Genomic DNA, 18,638 nt, shown 5'->3' with positions numbered 1-18,638 from the left:
CATGCACCTTTCACTTCGAGAACACGCGCGCGAACGGGCCGCTCAGCGCGGACAGCGGGATGTCGGGGTCGGCCCCGGCCCGCCGTACGACCTCGGCGAAACCGCCGATGAGGCGGCGCGCGGTCGCGGGCGTGAACAGGTCGCTGCTGTAGTCGAGGACGCCGCCCAGCCCCTCCGGTCCCCGCCACAGGTCCATCGAGACCTCGGACTTGGTGTGGCTGGGCGGGACCACGTGAATCTCCCGGTCGAGGTCGGCGAACCGGGTCCCCAGCAGATCTTCCTTGGGCAGGTTGTGCAGGTTGAACATGACCTGGCACAGCGGCGGCCTGCTGATGTCGCGGGGGACGCGCAGCGCGGCCAGGACGTGCTCGTACGGCACCTCCGCGTGCCGCATCCCGGCCAGGGTCGTCTCCCGCACGCGGTCCAGCAGCTCGTGGAACGACGGATCGCCGGACAGGTCGGCGCGCACCACCATCGTGTTGCCGAAGTAGCCGATCAACGGCGCGAGCTCGCTGCGGCTCCGGCCGGCCACCGGCACGCCGACGCAGAAGTCGGTCTGGCCCGACGCCAGGGCGAGGGTCGCCTGGTAGGCGGCGATCAGGGCCATGAACGACGTGCAGCGCCGCTTCCTGGCCACCTTCTCCAGCGGCGTGATCACCTCCGGCGGCAGCAGCAGCTGCTCGCGTCCGCCGCGCCCGGACCACCGGGACAGCCGGGGGTGGTCGGCCGGAAGGTCCAGCGCCGGGGCGCCGGCCAGGCGGCGCGCCCAGAACTCCACGCCCTCGGTGTGGTCCCGCTGTCTCTCCTGCACCGCGAAGCGGGGGTACTGCGTGGGCAGCTCCGGCAGTTCGGGCTCACGTCCCTCGCGTGCGGCGGCGTAGCACTCCGTGAGCTCACGCAGGAGCACGTCGAGCGACCAGCCGTCCATCACTATGTGGTGCAGGACGATGCACACGACCGCGTCGCCCTCCCCCAGCCCGGCCAGGCCGGCCCGCAGGGGAGGCGCGTTCTCCAGGTCGAACGGGCGGTCGACGAACTCCTTCAACGCCCGTTCGAGGTCCGCCTCCCCGGAGAACGCGATCTTCTCCAGCGGCACCGGTCCGGGCGGCAGCACGACCTGCACGGGGGCGTCCCCGCGCAGCCGGAAGCGGGTCCGCAGCACCTCGTGCCGCTCCACGATCCGGGTGAACGCGGCGGACAGCGCGCCCACGTCGAGCGGACCGCGCAGCCGCATGCACCAGGGCGTGTTGTAGGTGGTGTCGGCCGGGTCGAAGCGGCTGAGGAACCACAGGCGCTCCTGCCCGGGCGACAGCGGCCACTCCTGCCCGCCGGTGTCCCGGGGCGCGCCCCCGAGGGAGCGCAGCAGCGCCGCCCGGCGCTCGGGGGGCAGGCCGGCCAGCTTCTCGATCAGCGCGGCGCGGCGCTCGGCGGCGGTCATCTGCCCAGGTCGCGTACGCTCAGCGGCCGCATGTCGGTCCACACCGTCTCGATGTGGTCCAGGCATTCCTGGCGGGTGCCCGCGAAGCCGGTGGGCCGCCACCCGGCGGGCGGCTCGCGGTCGCTCCACCATACGGAGAACTGCTCCTCGTCGTTGACGACCACGAGCATCGGAGAATCGGTCATGTCATCTTTCCCAGGGGTTCGTTGAGGGGGACGGCTCCCGGCCCCCGCCCTCGGCCAGGCGGGGACAGCCGGGCCAGCCGGCGGAATCGGCCGGGGGCGCCGCGCACAGGACGTAGTGGTGAGGGGCGAGCACGTCGGTCCGGCCGGTCGCGGCGCGCATGAAGGCGGTGTGGACGGCCTCGGGCGTGTCCAGCCCGGGGCGCGCGACGAGGTACCCCGTCAGCAGGGGCGCCCCGTCGTCGCCGTCCTCCAGCGCGACCGCGGCCACGCCGGTCCCGCACACCCGGCGCAGCAGCGCCTCGGTCTCCGGCAGGCTCACCCAGTCGTGGCCGATCGCCGTCCATCCGGCGGGGCGCGGCACCGGGTCCAGGCCCGCGATCTTCGCGACCTGGTCCAGCAGCACCTCCTCCGAGACGGCCCGGACCAGCAGCTCCTCCAGGCCGGTGAGCATCCGCTCGGCGACGTCTCCGGGCAGGAAGGCGGTGTCCACCAGCACGTAGAACTCGCAGGTGGACGGGGCGGGACCGGTGGCGAAGAAGATCCTCGCCTTGACCGCGGGGTAGGCGCCGACGAAGAACGTCCTGGTCCTGCCCCGGAGTGTGGCGAGCGCCGCGGCGTCTCCCGGATCGACCTGCGGCAGGCCCTGCCAGCGGCCCGCCTGCCTGACGTCGTTGAAGAACGCGTCCAGGTCGATGTCGGCGCCGCGCCGCCACGCCTCGGCCTCCCACGCGGCCAGCACGAGCGCGGGGTCGTAGTGCCCGTTCCGGTACGTCGCCATGGTCCTGCGATGTCCGTGCCGCAGCGCGCCGGCGAACGTGCCGTCCCCGAGGTCGATGACGCACAGCCCGTCCTGGGCGGCGGGCCCGGCCATCGCCTCCATCCCCGGGTGGTGCCGGTTCGACACGATGAGCTGCAGCGCAGCCGTACGATGCCCGGTCACGGCGCCGAGCAGGGCGGCACTGGCGACCGTGAGCACGCTGGAGGTCGTCACGCCGTGCCGGGCGGCGAGCGCCTCGGCGGCGACGGCCGCCGCCGGGGAGTCCATCCCGTGCCGGACGAAGCGCGGCTCCTCGGGTTCCCGCGCCGGGAAGTCGAACATCGAACGCGGCGCGGATGTCAGGCCGGTCCGCCAGTGCCGCAGCGCCTGGCCCCCGGGCGGCGGGTCCGACCTCTCGAAGGCCGCCTGGTCGAGCGGCTGCCAGTCCGGGCCGGGCAGGTCCTCCCCGGCGACCAGCCGCGGCCATTCCGCGGCCACCGTGTTCAGCGACCAGCCGTCGAGCGCGAGATGGGACAGCGCGAGCGCGAGCGCGCGCGGCCGGCCCCGCTGGCAGACGACCGCGCACCGGATCGGCAGCTCGGCCGCGTAGTCGAACCCGGTCGCGGCCAACTCGGCGGCCAGCGCCTTGGCCGCGCTCATCGGCTTGGCCGCCGCCTCGTACACGCCGACCGTGAGCCGGCCCTCCCGGCTCACCCGCTGGCTGGTGCTGTCCCCGTCCCGGACGAACGCCGTGCGCAGCGTCTCGTGCCGCTCGACGAGGCGGCCCACGGCGCGCAGCACGGCGTCCACGTCGGCCGCGCCGGTCACCGGCAGGGTCCAGGGCAGGTTGAAGTAGGGGTCGCCGTCGTCCAGCCACTGGGTGGAGCGCCAGATCCCCTGCTGGCCCCAGGTCAGCGCGGCCTGCCCGTCCCGGGCGCCGCGGAACTCCACGGTGCGCGGCGGCAGCGCCGTGAGGCCGGGGGCCTCCACCGCCGGCGGACCCGCGGTCACTTCCGCTGCCCCGCGATGTGCTCGACCAGGCCGTCGAGCGTGTTGAGGTGGCCGCCGTCCAGGTCGACGTCGCAGTCGAACTCGGTCTCCAGCAGGTCGATCAGCCGGAGGTAGGCGATCGAGGTGAGGCCGAGCGCGGGCAGGCTGCAGTCCGCCGCCAGGATGTCGGCGGCGGCCAGGTCGCCGCCGCTCGCCTTCGACACCAGCTCGGCCACGCGCTCCCTCAGCATGCCTCCTCCCGCAGGCGGGCGACCTCAGCCGCGATCCCGGTGATCGTCGGCTCGTCGAAGAACACGTCGAAGGACAGCTCCACGTCCATCCGCTCGCGCACCTTCGCGATGATCTGGGTGATCGACAGCGAGTGCCCGCCGAGGTCGAAAAGGTCCTCGTCCAGGCCGATCTCCGGCATGCCGAGCACCTCGCGCCAGATCTCCCCCACCTCCGCCAGGAACGGCCCCGCGTCCGCCTCGCCGGTCGCTCCGGCCGAGGCCGGCCCCTCCCCGGTCCGGGCGAAGGACTGCTCGACCGCGCCGTCGGCCACCGGGGACGGCAGCGGCAGGCCGGCCAGGTCGGCGTCGGGTGCGGCGGCCACCGCACGCAGCAGGGAGAGCAGGTGCCCGGCGACGGCCTCGCAGCCGGAGCGGCTCAGGACGAGCGGGTTGAACTGCAGCCGGGCGGCGGCGCCGTCCGGCGCGTCCACCACCTGGAGGTGCAGCGTGCCGCGCACCGCGCCGTTGAAGGACATCCAGTCCACCGACGCCTCCAGGCCGGGGAACTCCGGCGCGCCTCCGTCACGCCTGCGGTAGCTGACCGACACCGGCGTCAGCGCGGTGCGGGGGCTCACGCCGCCGACGGCACGCGCGAGCGGCACCTGCCGGAACCGGTAGACGGCCCGCAACTCCTCACGCAGGGACCGGGCGAAATCGGCGAACGTCCCGCCCGGGGCCGGGGCCGGCACCGGCAGCTCGTTCACGAAGGGGCCGATGTGGCCCCGTGTCTCCTCGGTCCTGGTCGACAGGTCGACGGCCACCGCCGTGCCCTCGTTGCCGTACGCCGCGAGCAGGGTGTGCACCGCGGCGAGCACGAGCTCGAACCGGGTGACGCCCATCTTGTCCGCGGCGACGGCGAGGTCGGCGGGAAGCGCGAAGTCGACGGCCTCGCCGGCCGCGGCGCGGGTCGAGACCCCGGACAGCCCGGGGAGGCGCAGGTCCTGCCGGTCCCGCCAGCGGTCGCGCCAGAACTCGGCGGCGTCGCCGAGCAACTCGGCCACCCGGGCGTTCTCCCGCTCGACGGCCTCGCCGTAGGTCGTAGGAAGGGCCGGCGTCGGCAGCCCGGCGTAGGCGCGGGCCAGACCCCGAACCAGGATGTCCTTCGACATGCCGTCGAAGACGGCGTGATGGGCGACGACGACGAGCAGGTGCCGCTCCGGCGCGAGCCGGAAGACCGTGAACCGGGCCGTCGGCCCGGTCCGCAGGTCCAGGGCGAGGGACGCCTCGCGCTCGACCAGTTCGCGGGGCTCACGGCCGGAGGCGTCCTCGAACCCGACGGGCGGCGGCACGGCGGCCGGCACCCGGCGCAGCACGCCCTCCCGCTCGGTCAGGGCCGCGCCCAGCTGGGGATGCGCGCGGATCACGTCGTGGCAGGCGGCCAGCAGCCGGTCCACGTCCACGGGGCCGTCGAGCCGGATGGCCAGCGGCATGTGGTACACGCGGCCCCCGCAGCCCATCTGCTCCGTTATCCACATGCCGTGCTGAGCGAGGGACGCCTGCTCCCCCTCGTCTACGAGCGTCGGTGACATCTCATTCGCCTTCCGTGCTGATCACGGAGTCGCCCAGCAGCGCGGGCAGCTCCTTCTTGATGACCTTTCCTGACTGGTTCCTGGGCAGGCTGTCGACCACGAGGACCCGTTCGGGGAGCTCGTGCCAGGCCAGCCGGTCCATCAGGAAGGAGCGCACCTCACTCGCGACGAGCCCCGGCGACCTGGGCACCACCGCGGCGCCCAGCACGGAGCCCAGCACCGGGTGCGGGAGCCCGAACACGGCCGCCTCGGCGACCAGCGGGTGCTCGTGCAGCGCGGCCTCCACCTGGAGGGTGGACACCTTGAACGCCCCGGTCTTGACCACGTCGCTCTCCCGGTCGACCAGGTAGAGGTAGCCGTCGGCGTCCACGTATCCGACGTCGCCCATGCGCACCCAGCCGTCGCGGAACGACCTGGCGCTGGCCTCGGCGTCGCCGTAGTAGGACCGGGTGGCGGTGGGCGAGCGCATCCACACCTCGCCCGTCTCCCCGGGCGGGAGCGGGGTGCCCTCCTCGTCGGTGATGCGCAGCGAGCCGCCGAACGCGGGCCGGCCCAGCGCGGCCGGCCGCGTACGGTCGTAAATCATGATCGTCTGAGCGGGGGCGGCCTCGGTGGACGTGTAGTAGTTCGTCACGGTCGCGTTCGGGAAGGCCGCCGACAGACGTTCCGACACGGCGGGAGGAAGCGCGGCCGCCGCCGACCCCAGCAGCACCACGCTGGACATGTCGTGCCGCTCGTGCAGCCCGGCGTCGAGCAGCTCGATCGCCATGGAGGGCACCAGGAACACGGTGCCGGGGCGGTAGGTCTCGATCAGCCGGGCGAACCGGCCGGGCGTGAACCTCGCCGGGGTCAGCACGGCCGGCCGGGCGTCCAGCGCGTTGACCAGCATGGTCTGGCCGGCGTTGGTGCCGATCGGGAAGGCGTGCAGCAGGTGCCGCGAGTGGGCGAACCTGCGGTGCTTGGGCTGCGTGACGCACCCGTAGGCCAGGTTGGCGTGGCTCGCACCGACCCCCTTGGGCCGCCCGGTCGTGCCGGAGGTGTAGAGGATCTGCGCCAGGTCCCCGGGCCGCACCCGCGGCCCTTCCGGCGCCGGGTCCGGCCCGAGGCCGGCTTCCAGCTCCGCCGGGGTCGCGGTCCACGGCTCTCCCGCCGGCGCCGCGAGGTCCCGGCCGAGCAGCACCGCCGTCGCCGAGCAGTGCTCGATCATGTAACGCAGCTCGGCCGGCGCCAGCCGGTCCGACATCGGCACGGCCACCGCGCCCGCCTTCAGCACCCCGAAGAACGCCACGGCGAAGTCGATCCAGTCGCGGCTGCCGAAGTGCAGCGCCACCCGGTCGCCCGGGATGACCCCGCGGCCCGTCAGCCCGGCGGCGAGCACCGCCGACCTGCGCTCCCACTCCGCGAAGGTGAGCGTCCCGTGCCCCTCCACGATCATCGCCACGCCGTCCGGCTCCTGCCCCGCGCGCAGCCGCAGCAGCTCCGGCAGGGTGAGCGCGGGCACGCCCCGCGTCCTCGTCGCCCCCGTCATGCGTGCTCCTTCTCGGGTTCGCGAGCCGCCCGTGTGCCCACCCCTGTGTCCGCCCGCGTGCCTGTCCGTGTGCCTGTCCGTGTGTCCTTACGGGCGGCCGCGACACGTTCGGTCAGGGCCTGATAGCCGACGACGTCGTCGGGCAGGGCGTCGGGCACGTCGGCGTCGAACCGGCGCAGCACCCGCACCCGCATGCCGACCAGTGCGATGACGGCGATCGCCAGCGCGAAGCAGGCGTACATGAAGCCGATCCCGCGGCCCGGGCCGGTGCCGAGCACCACGCCCACGGTGCCGGCGAGCGGCCCGTCCGGGGCGAGCAGCGGCTCGAAGACCTGCGCGCCGTACGGCGCGACCAGGCCGAACCCGATGGGCAGCGTGGACCAGGCGACCAGCGTGTTCAGCGCGATGACGCGGCCGTGGAACCGCTGCGGCACCTTGACCTGGATGATCGTGGCGTAGACGCCGTTCAGCAGGGTGAGGCACAGCGACATGCCGAACGCGCCGACGGCGATGAGGAACAGGTCCTGGTACAGCCCGGTCAGCAGGCAGAACACCGACAGGGCGAGCGTGGACAGCAGCACGCCGTACAACCGCCGGCGCCGCGGGCCGCCCCAGGCCGCCATCGCCAGACCGCCGAGGAAGGCGCCGAGCCCGCCCGCGAACGACACCCGGCCGACCTCGGCCAGCGACGCGAACGACAGCACCAGCGGCGAGATCATCATGAACAGCGGGGACAGGAAGATGTTCAGCACCGCGAAGTAGAACAGCATCGCGCGGAAGCCCCGGTTGCCCCAGGAGTGGCGGATGCCGCCCAGCATCTCGGCGAGCACGCTCTCCCGTCGCTTCCAGGCCATCGTCGCCGGGAAGCGGATCAGCACGATGGTGAGCGTGGCGACGACGTAGCTGACCACGTCGATGATGAGGATGCCCTCCAGCCCGATCGTCGCCATCAGCCCGACCGCGATCAGCGGCACGATGAGCTGCGCGGTGCCGGTGGCCATCTGGACGACGCCGTTGGCGTGCCCGAGGAACCGTTTCGGTACGAGCTGCGGGATCGCCGAGGTGTACGCCAGCCGTTGGAAGGTGAGCGCGACGGACAGGCAGACCAGCAGCGGATAGATGTGCCAGACCTCTAGGTTGCCGGTCCACAGCAGCAGTCCCAGCATGAGCTGGGTGCCGCCGGCGGCCGCGTCTCCGGCGATCATGACCTTGCGCCGGTCGAACCGGTCGACGATGGCGCCGGCCAGCGGGGCGACGAGCATGCCGGGCAGCAGTCCGAGCACGGAGAACAGCGCGAACCGGGCGAGCGAGCCGGTGGTGAGGTAGATCCACAGCGGGATGGCGAACTCGGTCAGCGCGGAGCCGGTGATCGAGACGAGCTGGCCGGCCGCGACGAGGAGGAAGCGCCGCATGCTGGGCGGCGGGCCGACGCGCACCTGTGTGCCCGCGGCGCCGTCCGGGCCGTCCGGGCCGTCCGGGCCGTCCGGGCCGTCCTGGGCCGTGCCCGCCCCGGTTCCGGTTTCGGTTCCGGTCTCGGCGGACCGGCTCGAGACGCCCTGCAGCCACCAGGTGCGGGCCTCGTCCCGTTCCATCCCCTCCGTACGCCCGGAGGCGACGGCGGCGTGGGTGCCGGTGACGATCTCGGCCAGCTCGTCGCTGCGGTACCGAAGGAAGAAGTGCCCGGCCTCGTCGAGGACGACGCACGCCGCGTCATCCGACAGGCAGTGCCACTCCTTGTAACGTTCCTGGTAGAACTCGGCCGCCGGGTCGCGTTCGCCGACCACGGAGATCACCGGCGCGCGCAGCGCCGGACCGCCGCCCTCCTCGAAGATCCGCGTGAAGTACCGCTCGGCGGCGCGGGTGCCTTCACGGCGGTTGCGCACGATGAGTTTGACCTGCTCCCGGCCGAGATCCTCCACGTCGAGCCCGGCCGCGGTCAGGGCGTTGACCCGCTGCTGGTCGCTGGTGAGGCGGTCGAAGAAGGTCCCGAGCCAGTTCAGGCCGCGACCCGGGCGGGCGAAGGGGAACACGCCGCCGAGATACAGCGCGTCCACGGTTCGGCCGTCCGCCTCCAGCCTCCGGGCGATCTCGGCGGACAGCATGACGCCGAGGCCGCAGTGGCCGTACAGCACCAGCGAGCCGCCGTTCCTGTCCATGATCTCGGAGATCTCGGCCACGCAGTCGACGACGACCTCGTCGAACGGCCGGGCCTGTTCGCCCAGCTCGTGGCCGGGCACGGCGACCGAGTAGAGCGCCCAGTCGTCCGGCAGCGCGTCCGCGAGCGGCTGGTAGACGACCGCGCTGCCCCCGCCGTACGGCACGCACACCAGGGTGGTGGTGGCCGGCCCGGCGGGGGTGAGCCGGTGCAACAGCGAGCGCGGCACGTCCCCCTCGGCCGTGAGCAGCCGGGCCAGCTCGCGGACGGTGCGGTGCTTGAAGACGTCGAGCACCGTGATCTGCCGGTCCGGATGCGCCTTGCGCAGCCGGGCGATGACCCGCATCGCCAGCAGCGAGTGGCCGCCCAGGGCGAAGAAGTCGTCGAGCGCCCCCACGCGCTCGACTTCCAGCACCTCCGCCCAGACGCGTGCCACGTCCTCCTCGGCGCCGGGCGCCGGGGCGACGTACTCGGCCGCCGCCACGTCGGCCTCCGGCTCGGGCAGCCGCGAGCGGTCCACCTTGCCGTGCGACTTGAGCGGCAGCTCGTCGAGCCAGGCGTACCGCGAGGGGACCATGTACGCGGGCAGCCGGTCGGCCAGCCACGCGCGGACCTCCGCGGTCTCCGGTCGTGCGCCGTCCGCGGCGTTCCCGGCGTTCTCGGCGTTCCCGGCGGCGGGGGCGGGGACGAGGTAGGCGACGAGCTGCTCGCCGCGCGGCTCGACCACGGCCTGGGCGACGTCCGGATGGTCGGCCAGCACCGACTCGACCTCGCCGAGCTCGACCCGGTAGCCGCGGATCTTCACCTGCAGGTCGCGGCGGCCGAGGAACTCCAGGTCGCCGGAGCCGGACCACCGGCCGAGGTCCCCCGTGCGGTACATGCGCGACCCGGGCGGGCCGTACGGGTCGGGGACGAACCGGTCGGCGGTCAGGCCGGGACGGTTCAGGTAGCCGCGGGCCAGCCGCTCGCCGCCGAGGTAGATCTCCCCCGGCACCCCGGCGGGCACCGGCCGCAACCGCTCGTCCAGCACGTACGCCCGCGCCCGGGGCAGCGGCGAGCCGATCGGCAGGCTCACGCTCGCCTCGGCCGGGCCGTCGGGGGCGGGCAGCCGCGCGACGTCGTAGGTGGTCACGCCCACAGTGGCCTCGGTCGGCCCGTAGTGGTTGACGACCCGGCAGCGGCCCAGCGCCGCGAGCTCGGCGGCCCAGCCGCGCGGGGCCGCCTCCCCGCCCAGGAGCAGCAGCTTCCTGGGCAGCAGGTCGTCCGGCCCGGCGTCGGCGAGCAGCGCTGCGAGGTGCGACGGCGTGATCTTGAGGTAGTCGATCCCGGTGCGCCGGAAGATCCCCGCCAGCTCGGGACCGGCGGTGCGCGAGGGCACCAGGTGCAGGGTCCCGCCGGTCATCAGGCACAGGTAGAAGACCGTGACGCCGAAGTCGAAGGCGAGTGACTGGAGCAGGGCGAAGGACGAGCCCGGCTCCACTCCGAGCCGTTCGCGCACCCCGGCGAGGTAGACCATCACCTCGTGGTGCTGCACTGCGACGCCCTTGGGCCGCCCGGTGGTGCCGGAGGTGTAGATCACGTACGCGAGGTCGCCCGGCGCCGCGGGTTCCCATGGGTCGCCGGGCTCCGGCGTGTCGTGGTCCGTGTCGTGGTCCGTGTCGTGGTCGAGGTGCACGGCGGTGATCTCGTCCGGCAGCCGGTCGTGCAGGTCCGGGCTGGTCACGACGATCGACGCCCCGGCGTCGGCCAGCACGTACTCGAGCCGGCCGCGCGGGTGCTCAGGGTCGAGCGGCAGGTAGGCCGCGCCCGCCTTGAGCACGCCGAGCACCGCGACCGCGAGCCCGGTGGACTGCTCCAGGCAGATCGCCACGCGGTCGTCGCGCCGCACGCCGAGCCCGCGCAGCCGCCGGGCGAGCCGGTCGGCCGCGGCGTCCAGCTCGGCGTACGTGAGGGCGTCGTCCCCGCTGACGACGGCGGTCGCGGACGGGGTGCGGGCCGCCTGCGCGGCGATGACCTCGTGCGGCGCCGACGCCCCGCCGAACGCGTCCGCGGCGGGCGCCTCGGCCTCGGGCGCCGCTCCCGCGAACCCGAGCACGCGGTCGCGCTCGGCCGCCGGGAGCAGTTCGAGGTCCGACACCCGCGCGTGGGGGTCGGCGGCGATCGACCTGAGCAGGTTCTCGAAGCACTCCGCCAGGCGCGCGATCGTGGCCGGCCGGAACAGCTCGGTGCGGTAGGTGATGTTCCCCACCAGGCCGTCGCCCTGGTCCATCAGGTACAGCGCGAGGTCGAACCGGCTGGCGGTCACGTCGAACGGGTACGCCGACATGGTCAGGCCCTGGGTCCGCAGCGGGGCCGACCGGTAGTTCTGCAGCGCGAACATCACCTGGAACACCGGCGACCTGCTCACGTCGCGCTCGACGCCGAGCTCGCCGACCAGCCGGTCGAAGGGCAGCTCCTGGTGCGTGTAGGCGTCCAGCGCCGTCTCGCGCACCCGGCCGAGCAGCTCGGTGAAGGTCGGGTCGCCGGACAGGTCGGCCCGCATCGGCAGCGAGTTGATGAAGAGCCCGACCACCCGCTCCAGCTCCGGCAGGTCGCGCCCCGAGACGGGCGACCCGACCGCGAAGTCGTCCTGACCGGAGTAGCGGCCCAGGAGCACCTGGAAGGCGGCGAGCAGCGTCATGTACAGCGTCGCGCCGTTCGCCCCGCCCAGCTCCGTGAGCGCGTCCACCAGCTCGCGGTCCAGCACGAGGTTGTGGGCGTCGCCCGCCGATCCCTGCTCCGGCGGGCGCGGCAGGTCGGTCGGCAGCTCCAGCGGCGGCAGGCCGGCCAGCCGCTCCCGCCAGTAGCGGATGTCGTCCTCGTGGGTCCGTCCGCGCTCCCACAGCGCGTAGTCGCCGTACTGCACGGGCGGGTCGGCGAGACCGGCGTCGGTCCCGGTCCGGTACGCCTCGTGCAGGGCGAGCAGCTCCTCCATCACGATGTCGCACGACCAGCCGTCGGTGACGGCGTGGTGCATGGTCAGGAGCAGCACGTGCTCGCGGGCGCCGAGCCGGACCAGGAGCAGCCGCAGCAGCGGGCCGGTCGCCAGGTCGAACGGCCGGGCCAGCTCCTCCTGCACGGCCTCCCGCGCGGTGGCGGCGTCGTCGGACAGCCGCAGCTCGACCAGCCGCAGCTCCACCAGGGGCTCGTCGTCCAGCACGATCTCCGGCGTCCCGTCGTCGGTGGTGACGAACCGGGTGCGCAGGCTCTCGTGGCGTCTGGCCACCTCGACGAGGGCGCGCTCCAGGGCCGCGTCGTCGATCTCGCCGCCGTCCAGCCGGACGGCGAAGGCGACGGTGTAGGCGGTGGTGCCCGGGGCGTACTGCTCCAGGAACCACAGGCGCTCCTGCGCGTGCGAAAGCGGCGGGTGGGTGCCGACCGGCCGCGGCGGCACGGTGACCCTCGCGGCTTTCCCGGCCCTGAGCCGCTGCGCCAGCAGCGCCTGTTTGGCCGGTGAGAGGCCGGTCCGGGTCACGAGGCCGGCACCTCGGTTGAAATTTGCATTAAGAACATGGCATTCCTTTGTGCGCTCTGCGCCCCGGTACGCCGGCGAATCGATGCGAAGACGCGGGCGGCCAACGACCCGGCGGCGGAATCACCGCCGGTGAGCTTCCTGCCTGGTGCCTGGCGCGGCACGGAACCCATTGCCGCTCGCGCCGGTACCCCCATTTCGGACGCATGAGTGGGAACGCTCCCACGGCAGTGGAGGCTAGGGATCAGGACTTTCATTCGTCAAGTGTCATGGAAGTTTCTGTCCGTTATTAGCCCCAAGGCGGGGAATGTGAGTATATTGCCGCAGATCACGAACAATGTGGTCACACTCTCCCAAATCGTCCGTATCGCCAGGCATTGACAAGGCCTCTTACCGGACCTACGCTCCGTGGGAGCGCTCCCAACATGGGTGCTCCTGTCCCTGGCAGCGAAGCCCGGCGTCGAGCGCGCCCTCGACCAGAGACGCACCAGGAGCCGACCACCTGTGATCGTCACCGCTGCACCGGCCCGGAGCTCGCGGCATACCCTCAACGACGGGGATCTCCGCTCACTCCTCCTCATCCGGCACTTCGAACGCGCCCTGCTCCACCTGTTCGAGCAGGGTGTGCTGAGCGGCACGACCCACACCTGCCTCGGACAGGAGTACATCCCGGTCGCGCTGTCGGCCCTGCTCCGCGACGACGACTTCGTGTTCAGCAACCACCGGGGGCACGGTCACTTCCTCGCCCGCCATCCCGACCCGCACGGACTGCTCGCCGAGATCATGGGGCGGGAGGGCGCGCTGTGCGGAGGCGTCGGCGGCAGTCAGCACATCTACCACCGGCGTTTCCTGTCCACGGGCGTCCAGGGCGAGAGCCTGCCCGTGGCGACCGGGGTGGCCCTGAAACTGGCCGGCACGGGTGCGCTGGCCTGCGCGTACATCGGGGACGGCACCTGGGGCGAGGGCGCCGTCTACGAGGCGCTGAACATGGCCTCCCTCTGGAGGGTGCCGCTGCTGGTCGTGGTCGAGCACAACGGCATCGCCCAGTCGACCCCCACGTCCGCGCAGATGGCGGGCACGATCGCCGCCCGGGCGGCGGCCTTCGGCGTCCGCCATCACCACGTCTCGTCCACCGACGCCGGTGAGATCAGGGAGGTCCTCGCCCCGCTGATCGACGCCGTGAGGGCCGAGCCGTCCCCGCTGGTGGTCGAGTTCGCCACGCACCGCCTCGGGCCCCACAGCAAGGGCGACGACACCCGGCCGCCGGAGGAGATCCGCCGGGCCGCGGAGTCCGACTGGTACGACCGGTACGCCGCGGCCGAGCCCGAGCGGTTCGCCCGGATCGACCGGGAGCAGCGAGAGCTCGTCGAGCGGGTGGTCGCCGAGGTCTCCGCCCGGCCCCACACAAGGCCGGGAGGAGCGGCGTGACCAGGGTCTCCGAGCATCTCAACCAGGCGCTGCACGATCTCATGGAGTCCGACCCCTCGGTCCACCTGCTGGGCGAGGACGTCAGCGACCCGTACGGCGGCGCGTTCAAGGTCACCCGGGGACTGTCCGGCCGGTTCGGCTCGCGGGTGAGGTCCACGCCGCTCAGCGAGGGCGCGATCGCCGGGGTCGGGGCCGGGCTGGCCCTGGCCGGCGACAAGGCCATCGTCGAGATCATGTTCGCCGACTTCGTGGCACTGGCGTTCGACCAGATCACGAACTTCGCCGCCAAGTCCACCTCGATGTACGGCAGGCCCGTGCCGGTGCCGCTCGTGGTGCGCTGCCCCACGGGCGGCAACCGCGGCTACGGCCCGACCCACAGCCAGAACCCGCAGAAGCACTTCATCGGCGTACCGGGGCTGTCCCTGTTCGAGATGACGCCGTTCCACGACGCGGGCCGGCTGTTCGCCCGGATGTTCGGCCTCGGCCGGCCCTGCCTGTTCTTCGAGGACAAGGTCCTGTACACGCGGCAGATGCACCGCGTCGACGACCTGTTCCGGTACGAGCTGGTGGACGACGTGGCGCGGGTGTACCTCGACGGCGCGGGCCGGCCCGACTGCACGCTGGTCACCCACGGCGGGCTCGTTCACCGGACGCTCGACGCCATGCGGACGCTGCTCCTGGAGGACGACCTGGTCTGCGAACTGCTGGTGCCCGCCCAGCTCTACCCCGTACCCCGGCTGCCGGGGCTGGAGGACGCGCCGCACGTCTGCGTCGTCGACGACGGGACCGAGGGCGGCACCTGGGCGGCCGAGGTGGCCACGGTGCTCTACCCGCGTCTGTGGGACCGCCTGCGCCGCCCGATCACGCTGATCAACTCGGCGGACCGGGTGATCCCCGCCGCCCCCCATCTGGAACGTGAGGTGCTCGTGCAGGCCGACAGCATCCGGACCGCGGTGAAGGAGGCGCTGTCGTGACCGAGTTCCGCGTACCCAAGCTCAACAACAACGACACGTCGTACATCCTGGTCGAGTGGCTGGCCGAGGACGGGCGGGCGGTGCGGGACGGCGAGCCGATCGTGCTGCTGGAGACGTCCAAGGCGACGGAGGAGGTCGAGGCCCCGGCGGACGGCGTCCTGCGGCGACTGGTCGCCGAGGGGGCCGAGTGCGAGCCGGGGCAGGTGATCGCCCGCCTGCTCGGGAGCGTGGACGAGCCCGTTCGGAAGGCCGCCGAGGAGACCGCGGACGGAAACCCGCACGGGCCGGACACTCCTGCGCCGCCCGGCGACGCCACCGGGGTGGTCGTCACCGCGCCCGCGCGCGACCTGATCGAGGCGCACGGCATCGCCATGGAGCGGGTGTACGCCCTCGGCCGGAAGGTGATCAGGCGGAGCGACGTCGAGGAACTGCTCGGCGAGCAGGAGCCCTCCCCCGCCGCCGTCGCGGACGACGCCCCGGCAGGGGACGACGACGCGCGGTGGATCACGCTGTCGCGGGCGCAGCAGCGGACGGCCGAGGTCGTCGAGCGGTCCCGGCGCGAGATCCCGGCGGCCTTCACGGCGATGAACGTCGACGTGACCGAGGTCGTGTCGCTCGCCCGCGACCTCACCCGCCGGCTGCGCGCCCTGGTCGGCCTGCCCGAGATGGTGGTGAAGGCGGCCGGCGGGCTGCTCGACCGCTTCCCGATGTTCTTCGCGGAGCCCGGGCCCGGCCCGCGCGCCAGAAGAGCCGCCACCGCGGACGTGGGCGTGACGGTCGACGTGGGCCAGGGGCTGTTCATCCCGGTCGTCCGCGACGCCGGCAACCGGACGCTCGCCGAGATCGCCGCCGACCTGGCCGGTTTCCGCACGACCGCGCTCACCGGGTCGTTCCGGGAACGCGATCTCCGGGGGGGCGCCATCACGCTCACCCTGCACACGCACGACGGCATCGTGTTCGCCGTCCCGATCGTCTTCCCCGGCCAGACGTGCGCGCTGTCGCTGACCGCGCCGCGCTCGGAGGTCGTGCAAGACGGCTCAGGCTTCGCCGTACGCAAGACCGCCACACTGGGCCTCGCATACGACCACCGTTACATCAACGGTCGCGATGCCGCGGAGTTCCTCCGTGAGCTCCGCACGGCGCTCGAAACACCCGCGCGTTTCCTCACCGAGAATGGATGAAGCCATGAACTCACCCGCACGGTTTCCGGCCGACTTCGTCTGGGGCGCGTCCACCGCGGCGTACCAGATCGAGGGCGCGACCACGGAGGACGGCCGCGGGCCCTCGGTGTGGGACACGTTCTGCGCGGTCCCCGGCAACGTGCGCGACGGCGACAGCGGTGAGCACGCCGCCGACCACTACCACCGTTACGACGAGGACCTGGACCTGATCGCCGATCTGGGCCTGGGCAGCTACCGCTTCTCCATCGCCTGGCCGCGGATCCAGCCGACCGGATCGGGCAAGCCCAACCAGAAGGGCATCGACTTCTATCGCCGGCTCGTCGACGGGCTGGCCGAGCGCGGCATCCGGCCGATGGCCACGCTCTTCCACTGGGACCTGCCGCAGGAGCTGCAGGACCGGGGGGGCTGGGAGAACCGGGACACGGCCGAGCGCTTCGCCGAGTACGCCGGGATCTGCTTCGACGCCCTGGAGATCAGGGACTGGCTGACGATCAACGAGCCCAAGACGGTGGTGGACTGCGGCTACCGGTTCGGCCAGCACGCGCCGGGCTTCAAGGACGACGCGCGCGCGTTCGTCGCCTGCCACCACCTGCTGCTCGCGCACGGTCTCGCCTCCCGCGTGCTGCACGAGCGGCACCCGGGCCGCCGCATCGGGCCCGCGCTCAACCTGCACCCCACCTACCCGGCCGACGACACGCCGGAGGCGCGCGAGGCGGCCCGCCACCAGGACGGGCTGGAGAACCGGCTCTACCTCGACCCCGTCTTCAAGGGCCGCTACCCCGAGGACACGCTGCGCTGGATCTCCGAGCGCGGCCCGATGGCCGACCACATCCTGGACGGGGACCTCGGGATCATCAGCGAGCCCATCGACGTCCTGGGCGTGCAGTACTACACCCCGGTCTTCGTCGACGGCAAGGGCGAGCGGGTCTTCCTGCACGAGCGGGCCCAGGCCGAGTGGCTGGAGATCTACCCCGAGGGCCTGCACGACATCCTCGTCCGGGTGCAGCGGGACTACCCCGGCGTGCCGATGGTCGTCACCGAGAACGGCCTGGCCGTCGTGGACGGGGTCGACGCCGACGGCCGCGTCCGCGACGATCGGCGGATCGCGTACCTGCGCGACCACCTGAGCGCCGTGCACCGCGCGATGGAGGCGGGCGCGCAGGTCGAGGGCTACCACGTCTGGTCGCTGCTCGACAACTTCGAGTGGGCCGAGGGATACAGCCAGCGGTTCGGCATCGTGCACGTCGACTACACGACGCAGAAGCGCACGCCCAAGGACAGCGCGCTCTGGTACCGCGACGTCGTGAAGAGCGGCGAGCTGCGCTGACAACCACGCAGCCCCCGCGTGATCGTGCAGTTTGCCGCGCCGCCACGGGCTGACCAGCACCTATACCTGTCGTGATCTTGCACGATCTCGACGCCCCCGCCACGCGACCCGCACGGGCACCTACCGTGATCTCGCACTGCGAGATCACGGGGGTGACGGCTGCGCGGAGGAGCTGAAAGTTTCAGCACGGACCGGTGGACATTCGCCCATGCACGTGCACGCGAGATCCGGTCTGCGGCAAATCGGTGCCGTTATACCGATCTACACGATAATCCTGAGATTAAGTTGACGCGTCCGACGAAAAGACTTAGCTTTACCGTCTATGGGAGCGCTCCCACAACTGATGCACCCCGCTTGGATCAAGGGCGATGAGCTGGGATAAGGTCCCTGCATACCGTCAGATGACCCACTTCTTGACGACGCGTCAGCGAGAGGACTCCCCCGTGCCCGATTACACGATTGCCGGCGGCGGTTACCAGGCCACGATCAGCGAGCGGGGCGGCGCCCTCCGGGTGTTGCGCCACGATGGCCGTGATCTGGTGACGAGCTGGCCGGAGGGCGGGCCGGTGCCGTACTACAGCGGCACCATCCTCGCTCCCTGGCCGAACCGCGTCGTCGGCGGCACGTACGTCTTCGACGGACAGCGCCGTCACCTGCCGGTCAACGAGCCCGACCGCGGCCACGCCCTGCACGGTCTCGTCGCCGGCCTCGACTGGAAGTGCGCGGAGCTGTTGTCGGTGGAGGACCACCACGGCCACGTACGGCTGACGCACGTCGTGGAGCCCACCGAGGGCTACCCGCACAGGGTCGCCCTGGGGGTGCGGCACTCGGTGTCCGAGGAGGGCCTGTCGACCACGCTGACGGCGCAGAACGTGGGCGAGACGGCGGCGCCGTACGGCTGCGGGCCGCACCCGTGGCTGCTGGCCGGGCCGGACGTCACCGCCTACGAGCTCGGCCTGCCGGCCGGGCGCGTGCTGCTCACCGACGACCTGCTCGCCCCCACCGACCTGGTGGAGGTCGCGGAAACGCCCTACGACTTCCGGACGCCGCGGGTGATCGGGGACACCGCCGTCGACCACGCCTTCGCCGGCGTGACGGAGGGGCGCGTGCGCGTGCTCGGGCCCGAGGGCGGGGTGGAGCTCACCTGGGACCCGGCGGTGATGCCGTGGGTCCAGATCTGCACGGGCACGGGGCTCGGCCACAGGGGACTGGCCGTTGAGCCCATGACCTGCCCGCCCGACGCGTTCAACTCGGGCACCGACCTGATCGTTTTGCAGCCGGGGGACAAGCACGAGGCCACGTGGACCATCGCGGTCCCCACTCCTACCCGGGAAGACTGAGAAGA

At 72.7% G+C, this 18,638-nt stretch carries 12 protein-coding genes; 5 read left to right on the top strand and 7 right to left on the bottom strand.

The features are described from left to right. Positions 1-10: 10 nt before the first annotated feature. The 7 genes from HHX41_RS09390 to HHX41_RS09360 are packed head-to-tail and all read right to left on the bottom strand — an operon-like array spanning position 11 to position 12,386. The gene (locus HHX41_RS09390) at positions 11-1,438 is read right to left on the bottom strand and encodes a condensation domain-containing protein (protein ID WP_182905585.1); all 1,428 of its coding nucleotides are present in this window, start codon (positions 1,436-1,438) and stop codon (positions 11-13) included. Beyond that, positions 1,435-1,623 (bottom strand): MbtH family NRPS accessory protein, encoded by a 189-nt coding sequence (locus HHX41_RS09385; protein ID WP_169982389.1) that lies wholly within the window; start codon positions 1,621-1,623, stop codon positions 1,435-1,437. The genes HHX41_RS09390 and HHX41_RS09385 overlap by 4 nt, the downstream gene beginning before the upstream one ends. Before the next feature lies 1 nt (position 1,624). Beyond that, entirely contained in the window at positions 1,625-3,391 is a 1,767-nt protein-coding gene (locus tag HHX41_RS09380) for a condensation domain-containing protein (protein WP_182905584.1), read from the bottom strand. Further along, on the bottom strand, positions 3,388-3,621 hold the full coding sequence (locus HHX41_RS09375; RefSeq protein WP_169982387.1) for a phosphopantetheine-binding protein: 234 nt from the start codon (positions 3,619-3,621) through the stop codon (positions 3,388-3,390). Before HHX41_RS09375 ends, HHX41_RS09380 begins: the two co-directional genes overlap by 4 nt. Continuing rightward, entirely contained in the window at positions 3,615-5,189 is a 1,575-nt protein-coding gene (locus HHX41_RS09370) for a condensation domain-containing protein (protein WP_182905583.1), read from the bottom strand. The genes HHX41_RS09375 and HHX41_RS09370 overlap by 7 nt, the downstream gene beginning before the upstream one ends. A 1-nt stretch (position 5,190) precedes the next feature. Next, positions 5,191-6,717, bottom strand: coding sequence for a class I adenylate-forming enzyme family protein (locus HHX41_RS09365; RefSeq protein ID WP_169982385.1), 1,527 nt, complete (start codon positions 6,715-6,717; stop codon positions 5,191-5,193). Further along, positions 6,714-12,386, bottom strand: coding sequence for a non-ribosomal peptide synthetase/MFS transporter (locus HHX41_RS09360; RefSeq protein WP_182905582.1), 5,673 nt, complete (start codon positions 12,384-12,386; stop codon positions 6,714-6,716). The genes HHX41_RS09365 and HHX41_RS09360 overlap by 4 nt, the downstream gene beginning before the upstream one ends. Positions 12,387-12,887: 501 nt before the next feature. Between HHX41_RS09360 and HHX41_RS09355 the strand changes: the two genes are divergently transcribed. The 5 genes from HHX41_RS09355 (at position 12,888) to HHX41_RS09335 (ending at position 18,633) form a co-directional block, all read left to right on the top strand. Next, a complete protein-coding gene (locus HHX41_RS09355; protein WP_182905581.1) occupies positions 12,888-13,811 on the top strand; it encodes a thiamine pyrophosphate-dependent dehydrogenase E1 component subunit alpha in 924 nt (307 codons plus the stop codon). After that, positions 13,808-14,785 carry an alpha-ketoacid dehydrogenase subunit beta gene (locus HHX41_RS41665; protein WP_169982382.1) on the top strand — a complete coding sequence of 326 codons (978 nt, stop codon included), beginning with the start codon at positions 13,808-13,810 and terminating at the stop codon, positions 14,783-14,785. The genes HHX41_RS09355 and HHX41_RS41665 overlap by 4 nt, the downstream gene beginning before the upstream one ends. After that, positions 14,782-15,966 (top strand): 2-oxo acid dehydrogenase subunit E2, encoded by a 1,185-nt coding sequence (locus tag HHX41_RS09345; RefSeq protein WP_182905580.1) that lies wholly within the window; start codon positions 14,782-14,784, stop codon positions 15,964-15,966. The genes HHX41_RS41665 and HHX41_RS09345 overlap by 4 nt, the downstream gene beginning before the upstream one ends. A gap of 4 nt (positions 15,967-15,970) precedes the next feature. Then, positions 15,971-17,293: a GH1 family beta-glucosidase gene (locus HHX41_RS09340; RefSeq protein WP_259400795.1), complete on the top strand. Its 1,323-nt coding sequence runs from the start codon at positions 15,971-15,973 to the stop codon at positions 17,291-17,293. A gap of 443 nt (positions 17,294-17,736) precedes the next feature. Continuing rightward, the gene (locus tag HHX41_RS09335; RefSeq protein ID WP_310741871.1) at positions 17,737-18,633 is read left to right on the top strand and encodes an aldose 1-epimerase family protein; all 897 of its coding nucleotides are present in this window, start codon (positions 17,737-17,739) and stop codon (positions 18,631-18,633) included. Positions 18,634-18,638: the final 5 nt, after the last annotated feature.

The sequence above is a fragment of the Microbispora sp. H13382 genome (assembly GCF_014161445.1).
GTDB lineage: Bacteria > Actinomycetota > Actinomycetes > Streptosporangiales > Streptosporangiaceae > Microbispora.
Note: the sequence above shows the minus strand (reverse complement) of the source record. Positions and strands in the feature narration are given on the sequence as shown.

What these genes read in the sequence shown, in the direction of transcription:
- HHX41_RS09390 (WP_182905585.1), bottom strand. Translation starts at nt 1,438, where the DNA reads ATGACCGCCGCCGAGCGCCGCGCCGCGCTGATCGAGAAGCTGGCCGGC.
- HHX41_RS09385 (WP_169982389.1), bottom strand. Translation starts at nt 1,623, where the DNA reads ATGACCGATTCTCCGATGCTCGTGGTCGTCAACGACGAGGAGCAGTTC.
- HHX41_RS09375 (WP_169982387.1), bottom strand. Translation starts at nt 3,621, where the DNA reads ATGCTGAGGGAGCGCGTGGCCGAGCTGGTGTCGAAGGCGAGCGGCGGC.
- HHX41_RS09370 (WP_182905583.1), bottom strand. Translation starts at nt 5,189, where the DNA reads ATGTCACCGACGCTCGTAGACGAGGGGGAGCAGGCGTCCCTCGCTCAG.
- HHX41_RS09365 (WP_169982385.1), bottom strand. Translation starts at nt 6,717, where the DNA reads ATGACGGGGGCGACGAGGACGCGGGGCGTGCCCGCGCTCACCCTGCCG.
- HHX41_RS09340 (WP_259400795.1), top strand. Translation starts at nt 15,971, where the DNA reads ATGAACTCACCCGCACGGTTTCCGGCCGACTTCGTCTGGGGCGCGTCC.